The organism is Pseudomonas sp. CM25 (assembly GCF_013179705.1).
In the GTDB taxonomy this organism is placed as follows: domain Bacteria; phylum Pseudomonadota; class Gammaproteobacteria; order Pseudomonadales; family Pseudomonadaceae; genus Aquipseudomonas.
This window is the reverse complement of sequence record NZ_JABMCW010000322.1, coordinates 1-5,973: the sequence shown is the minus strand read 5'-3', so window position 1 is coordinate 5,973 and position 5,973 is coordinate 1. Positions and strand designations below refer to the sequence as shown.

Below are 5,973 nucleotides of genomic sequence, written 5' to 3'. Positions count from 1 at the left end.
CTTCATGATGGGGTAAACCCTCCTGGGAAATGCATTGAGTTAGCAGCAGAAGGTTAGGGGACGGGGGTAACTGTTTAGTTCCAGTTGTGTGCAGGGGGGAGGCTGGACGGGGCTGATAGATGCTTGCCACAACATTTTCAGCGCCTGTGAAATCGAGCGCTGCCCGCGCGGCGCTCGATTTCACAAGCGCTGCAAATGCGTCGGCAAGCACCTGTCAGCCCTCATGCGATCCCGATGGCAGCTGGACAGCCACCACGCTATCGGGCTTTCCTCTCCAATATCCGCGCCCCGGCACCTTCCTTGCCCAGCACATCCTCAGGGTTGCGCAGCGGGCAATCCTCCAGCGACAGGCAACCGCAGCCAATGCAGTTGTCCAGGCTGTCGCGCAATGCCTCCAGCGTGCGAATGCGGGCGTTCAGGTCTTCGCGCCAGGCCGTCGACATCTCGCCCCATTGGGCCGCCGTAAGCTTGCTGTTGGGCGCATAACGGCTGAACGCGTGCTTGATTTCCTCCAGCGGAATACCCGTGCGCTGCGCCACCTTGATGATCGCCAACGTGCGCAGCACCAGCGAGGGATAGCGGCGCTGGTTGCCTGCCGTACGCACGCTGGCGATCAGCCCCTTGGTCTCGTAGAAGTGCAGCGCAGACACCGCCACACCGCTGCGCCTGGCCACTTCACCCACTGTGAGCATCCGCGTGTTGTCCGCTGCCATGCCAGTTGACCTCAAGTTAAGTTGAGCTCTTATAGTCCCGCCCGGTCTTCCCCGCAACCGCTTTTCCTGATGATCGGAGCACTGCATGAACAAACGGACGTTACTGGCCTGTGCTGGCGTTGTTGCCGGGGTGCTGGCCGCTGCCTGTGCGCTGGTGGGCAGCGGTGCGCCGCCAACCGCTGCGGCGGCGTGGCCGGCGACCAAGGTGGCGCTGGCCACGGCCGAGCAGGTGCCGCTGGCACGGCAGACCTTTGCTTCGGGGGAGCTGGAGGCCGTGAATCAGGTACAGGTGGCGGCCGAAATGGCGGGGCGTATTACCCGCATTGCCTTCGAGTCGGGGCAGGTGGTAACTGCCGGGCAATTGCTGGTGCAGCTGAACGTTGCGCCGGAGCAGGCGCAACGGGTGCAGTTGCGGGCCAGGTTGCGTAACGCTGAAGTGGTACTGCAACGCAGCCGCAAGCTGCGGGCAGTGAATGCCGTGTCGCAGGAACTCCTGGATAACGCCGCCACTGCCGTGGATGTGGCCAGCGGTGAACTGCAGCATGTCGAGGCGCTGATCGCGCAAAAGGCCATCCGCGCGCCGTTTGCCGGCAAACTGGGTATTCGTCGGGTGCATCAGGGCCAGTATCTGGGTGCTGGCGAGGCCATCGTCAGCCTGGCGGACATCAGCCAGTTGCATGTGAATTTTGCCCTGGGCGAACAGGCCGCCCCTGACGTGCATGTCGGCCAAGTGTTGGCACTGACGGTGGACGCCGCGCGCGGGCAAGATTTTCAGGCCAGGGTAGTAGCGGTCGACCCGGTGGTCAGCAAGGCGCGCCTGGTGCACGTGCAGGCAGCCTTGCCCAACCCGGCCGGGCAGTTGCAGCCGGGCATGTATGCCGGTGTGCGCCTGGACGCCGCGCAGCCTTCGACCGTGCTGGCCGTGCCGGAAACCGCAATCACCTACACCGCCTACGGGCAGACCGTGTTCGTCGCCATCAACGATGCGCAATACGGCACCCGGGTCAAGCGGGTGCAGGTGACCACCGGCGAGCGCTGGCAGGGGCGAGTGGAAGTCACTACCGGCCTTGCCCCCGGTGACCGTGTGGTGGTGTCCGGCCAGTTGAAGCTCAGTGACGGCATGACGGTCGAGCCGCTGGCCCAGGACAGCCTGCAGGCCAGCCAGGGAGGGCGGCAGTCGTGAAATTCACCGATGTGTTCGTGCGCCGTCCGGTGCTGGCGCTGGTGGTCAGCAGCCTGATCATCCTGCTGGGGCTGTTTGCCATGGGCAAGCTGCCGATTCGCCAGTACCCGTTGCTGGAAAGCTCGACCATTACCATCAGCACCGAGTACCCCGGCGCCTCCGCCGAGCTGATGCAAGGCTTCGTGACCCAGCCGATCACCCAGGCAGTGTCGTCGGTCGAGGGCATCGATTACCTGTCCTCATCGTCGCAGCAGGGGCGAAGCCTGATCACCTTGCGCATGCTGCTCAACCGCGATTCGACCCAGGCGCTGGCCGAGGCCATGGCCAAGGTCAACCAGGTACGCTATCGCCTGCCGGAAAAGGCCTACGACCCGGTGGTCGAGCTGTCGGCAGGCGACTCCACTGCCGTGGCCTACGTGGGCTTTGCCAGCGACAGCCTGTCGATACCGGAACTCAGCGATTACCTGTCGCGGGTAGTCGAGCCGCAGTTCTCTGGCATCGAGGGTGTGGCCAAGGTGCAGTCGTTCGGCGGCCAGCGCCTGGCCATGCGCCTGTGGCTGGACAGCGAACAGATGGCCGGGCGCGGGGTGACGGCAGCGGACGTGGCGCAGGCCGTGCGCGCCAACAACTACCAGGCGACCCCGGGTCAGGTGCGCGGGCAGTACGTGCTGGCCGATATCCAGGTGGACACCGACCTGACCCGGGTCGAGGACTTCCGTGAGCTGATCATCCGCAACGATGGCACCGACCTGGTGCGCCTGCGCGATGTCGGCACGGTCGAGCTGAGCGCGGCGGCCACCCAGACCAGCGCCACCATGAACGGCGAGCCTGCCGTGCATCTGGGGCTGTTCCCCACGCCGACCGGCAACCCGCTGCTGATCGTCGAGGGTATTCGCCAACTGCTGCCGCAAATCCAGCAGACCCTGCCTCCCGGCGTGAAGGTGGCGCTGGCCTATGAGACTGCGCGCTTCATCGACGCGTCGATCAACGAGGTGCTGCGCACCCTGGTCGAGGCGATGCTGATCGTGGTGCTGGTGATCTGGCTGTGCCTGGGATCGTTGCGCAACGTGCTGATCGCGGTGGTGGCCATTCCGTTGTCGATGCTGGGCGCCGCGGGCCTGATGCTGCTGTTCGGCTTCAGCCTCAACCTGCTGACTTTGCTGGCGATGGTGCTGGCCATCGGCCTGGTTGTGGACGATGCGATCGTGGTGGTGGAGAACGTGCACCGCCACATCGAAGAGGGCAAGTCGCCGGTCGCGGCGGCATTGGCCGGGGCGCGGGAAATCGCCGGGCCGGTCATTGCCATGACCCTGACCCTGGCGGCGGTGTATGCGCCGATCGGCCTGATGGGCGGGCTGACCGGCACGCTGTTCCGCGAATTCGCCCTCACCTTGGCGGGCGCGGTGATCGTGTCCGGCATCGTCGCGCTGACCTTGTCGCCGGTGATGAGTTCGTTGCTGTTGCAACCCGGTCAGCAGCATGGCGCGATGGCCAACATGGCCGATCGGTTGTTTGCGGCGTTGACTGGCAGCTATGGGCGGGTGCTGGCCTATACCTTGTCGCATCGCTGGATCAGCGCTGGCGTGGCGCTGCTGGTGTGCCTGAGCCTGCCCTGGCTGTACCTGTTGCCCCAGCGGGAGCTGGCGCCACCGGAAGACCAGGCGGCGGTGCTGACCGCCATCAAGTCGCCGCAGCATGCCAGCCTGGATTATGTGGAGCACTTTGCCCTCAGACTGGACCAGGTGATGAAGTCCATCGGCGAAACCACTGATACCTGGATCATCAACGGAACCGACGGCCCGGCCGTGAGTTTCGGTGGTATCAACCTCAGTGCCTGGCAGGCCCGCGAGCGTTCCGCCGCACAGGTGCAGGCACAGTTGCAGCAGGCTGTGGCTGATATCGAAGGTAGTAGCATCTTCGCCTTCCAGGTTGCAGCACTGCCGGGCTCCAGTGGCGGCCTCCCGGTGCAGATGGTGCTACGCAGCGCCCAGGGCTACCCCGAGCTTTACCAGACCATGGAAGTGCTCAAGCAGCGTGTTCGCGACAGTGGCCTGTTCGCCGTGGTGGACAGCGACCTCGACTACAACAACCCGCTGATCAAGGTGCACGTCGACCGGGCCAAGGCGGCCAGCCTGGGCATCAGCATGCAGGCCATAGGCGAGTCACTGGGTGTGCTGGTGGGTGAGCAGTACCTCAACCGGTTTGCCCTGTTCGGGCGTTCCTACGATGTGATTCCGCAGAGTATCCAGGACCAGCGCCTGACGCCTGCAGCGCTCAACCGTCAATATGTGCGCGCCGAAAACGGCAGCCTGGTACCACTGGCCAGCGTGGTGCGCCTGGATATCGAAGTAGCGCCCAACCGCCTGCTGCAGTTCGACCAGCAGAACGCCAGCACCCTGCAGGCAATCCCGGCGCCGGGTGTGTCGATGGGCAACGCCGTGGCATTTCTCGAACAGCTTGCCGCCGAATTGCCGCCGGGCTTCAGCCACGACTGGCAATCGGAATCGCGCCAGTATGTGCAGGAGGGTTTTGCCTTGATGTGGGCGTTTCTCGCCGCGCTGGTGGTGATCTACCTGGTGCTGGCGGCGCAGTATGAAAGCCTGGTCGACCCACTGATCATTCTGGTCACCGTGCCGCTGTCGATCTGCGGTGCGCTGCTGCCGCTGGCGCTGGGCTGGGCCACGTTGAACATCTACACCCAGATTGGCCTGGTGACGCTGATCGGCCTGATCAGCAAGCACGGCATCCTGATGGTGGAGTTTGCCAACGAGATCCAGGTGCGCGACAACCTGGATCGTGCTGCCGCCATTGTCCGTGCTGCACAGATACGCTTGCGCCCAGTGCTGATGACCACGGCAGCGATGACCTTCGGCGTGCTGCCGCTGCTGTTCGCCAGCGGCGCCGGGGCCAACAGCCGCTTCGGGCTGGGGGTGGTGATTGTGTGCGGGATGCTGGTGGGGACCTTGTTTACCCTGTTCGTGCTACCGACGATCTATGGCTGGCTGGCGCGGGATCATCGGGTGAGCACGGGGCGGGGGCAGCAGTTGCTGGAAGCTGAACGCGTTTTGGGGATGTAAAACGCAGGGCCAGGGCTATGCCTTGGGTTCGTCGGTCAGGGCCATGAGGGCTGCTTCGCAGCCCATCGCCGGCAAGCCAGCTCCCACGGGACCGCGCAGCCTTCAAGCCCGACGCGGTCCCTGTGGGAGCTGGCTTGCCGGCGATGGGCCGCACAGCGGCCCCGTGTGCGCGATCAGGATGGAGAACGGTCCCGGCGCATCTGGGTCACCAGGGTAAAGCGGTCATCCGGGTGCACCGTCTCGGAAACCGCCATCAAGTCACCATTCTCCTCGCGGTAATGGCGAATGATCTTCAACCCTGGGGATCCCGCCTCGGCCTTCAACGCCCGGGCCAGCTCCGCCGTCAGCAACACCGCCCGCACCTGCTGGTCGACCACCCCGATGGGCCGGCCAAAGTGCCGCTCGATCAACCCGGCAATCAACTGGTCGGGGTGCGCGCGCGCCAGTTCGATGACTTCGGCATAGTCGCGCGGGGCGTACACATCGGTCCAGCACAGCGGCGCGGCATGATGCGCACGATCGACGCGAATGCTCGACACACAGAAGTAATGCTCCCCCGGCACCAACCCCAACCGCGCCGCCTCGCCTAGGTCGGCGACGAAGTGGCGCACCTCCTGGATTTGCCGCTGTTGGGTCTGCGCCTGCTGGGCAATATCAGCCACGCTGGACAGCGACTGCGAATACCCCCCGCGCGGGCTGCTGGCCTCGACCCGAGTGCCCACGCGCTTGCGACGCGATACCAGGCCTTGACCGAGCAACTGGTCGATGGCTGCGCGCACGGTGTGCCGGCTTACAGCATAAAGGGCGCACAGCTCATGCTCGGTCGGCAGCAGGCTGCCCACCGGATAATGGCCGCTGGCAATACCCTCCATCAGGTGCTTTGCCACGGTGGCGTAGCGCGTCGGATTCATGGTTTTGCTCGGTCGGGAATACGGGATGTCCGGCAGTTTAACAGCTGCCTCATGTGGCCCGCTGCGTCCGCAACAGCAGTGCCGCCAGC

Annotated in this window: 4 protein-coding genes; 2 read left to right on the top strand and 2 right to left on the bottom strand. The window is 64.9% G+C overall.

The window, feature by feature from the left end; genetic code table 11:
• Window positions 1–257 precede the first annotated feature (257 nt).
• Window positions 258–713, bottom strand: coding sequence for a redox-sensitive transcriptional activator SoxR (soxR, locus tag HP546_RS24365; RefSeq protein WP_172230580.1), 456 nt, complete (start codon window positions 711–713; stop codon window positions 258–260).
• An 85-nt stretch (window positions 714–798) separates the two neighbouring features.
• On the opposite strand from soxR, the gene HP546_RS24360 reads away from it, so the two are divergent.
• Entirely contained in the window at window positions 799–1,896 is a 1,098-nt protein-coding gene (locus HP546_RS24360) for an efflux RND transporter periplasmic adaptor subunit (RefSeq protein WP_172230577.1), read from the top strand.
• Entirely contained in the window at window positions 1,893–4,973 is a 3,081-nt protein-coding gene (locus HP546_RS24355) for a MexW/MexI family multidrug efflux RND transporter permease subunit (protein WP_172230574.1), read from the top strand. Before HP546_RS24360 ends, HP546_RS24355 begins: the two co-directional genes overlap by 4 nt.
• Before the next feature lie 173 nt (window positions 4,974–5,146).
• Here the strand turns inward: HP546_RS24355 and HP546_RS24350 are convergent, their stop codons facing one another.
• Window positions 5,147–5,884 carry a GntR family transcriptional regulator gene (locus HP546_RS24350; protein ID WP_172230571.1) on the bottom strand — a complete coding sequence of 246 codons (738 nt, stop codon included), beginning with the start codon at window positions 5,882–5,884 and terminating at the stop codon, window positions 5,147–5,149.
• Window positions 5,885–5,973: the final 89 nt, after the last annotated feature.

Coding starts and splice junctions, on each gene's coding strand:
- soxR (WP_172230580.1), bottom strand. CDS start 713: ATGGCAGCGGACAACACGCGGATGCTCACAGTGGGTGAAGTGGCCAGG.
- HP546_RS24350 (WP_172230571.1), bottom strand. CDS start 5,884: ATGAATCCGACGCGCTACGCCACCGTGGCAAAGCACCTGATGGAGGGT.
- HP546_RS24360 (WP_172230577.1), top strand. CDS start 799: ATGAACAAACGGACGTTACTGGCCTGTGCTGGCGTTGTTGCCGGGGTG.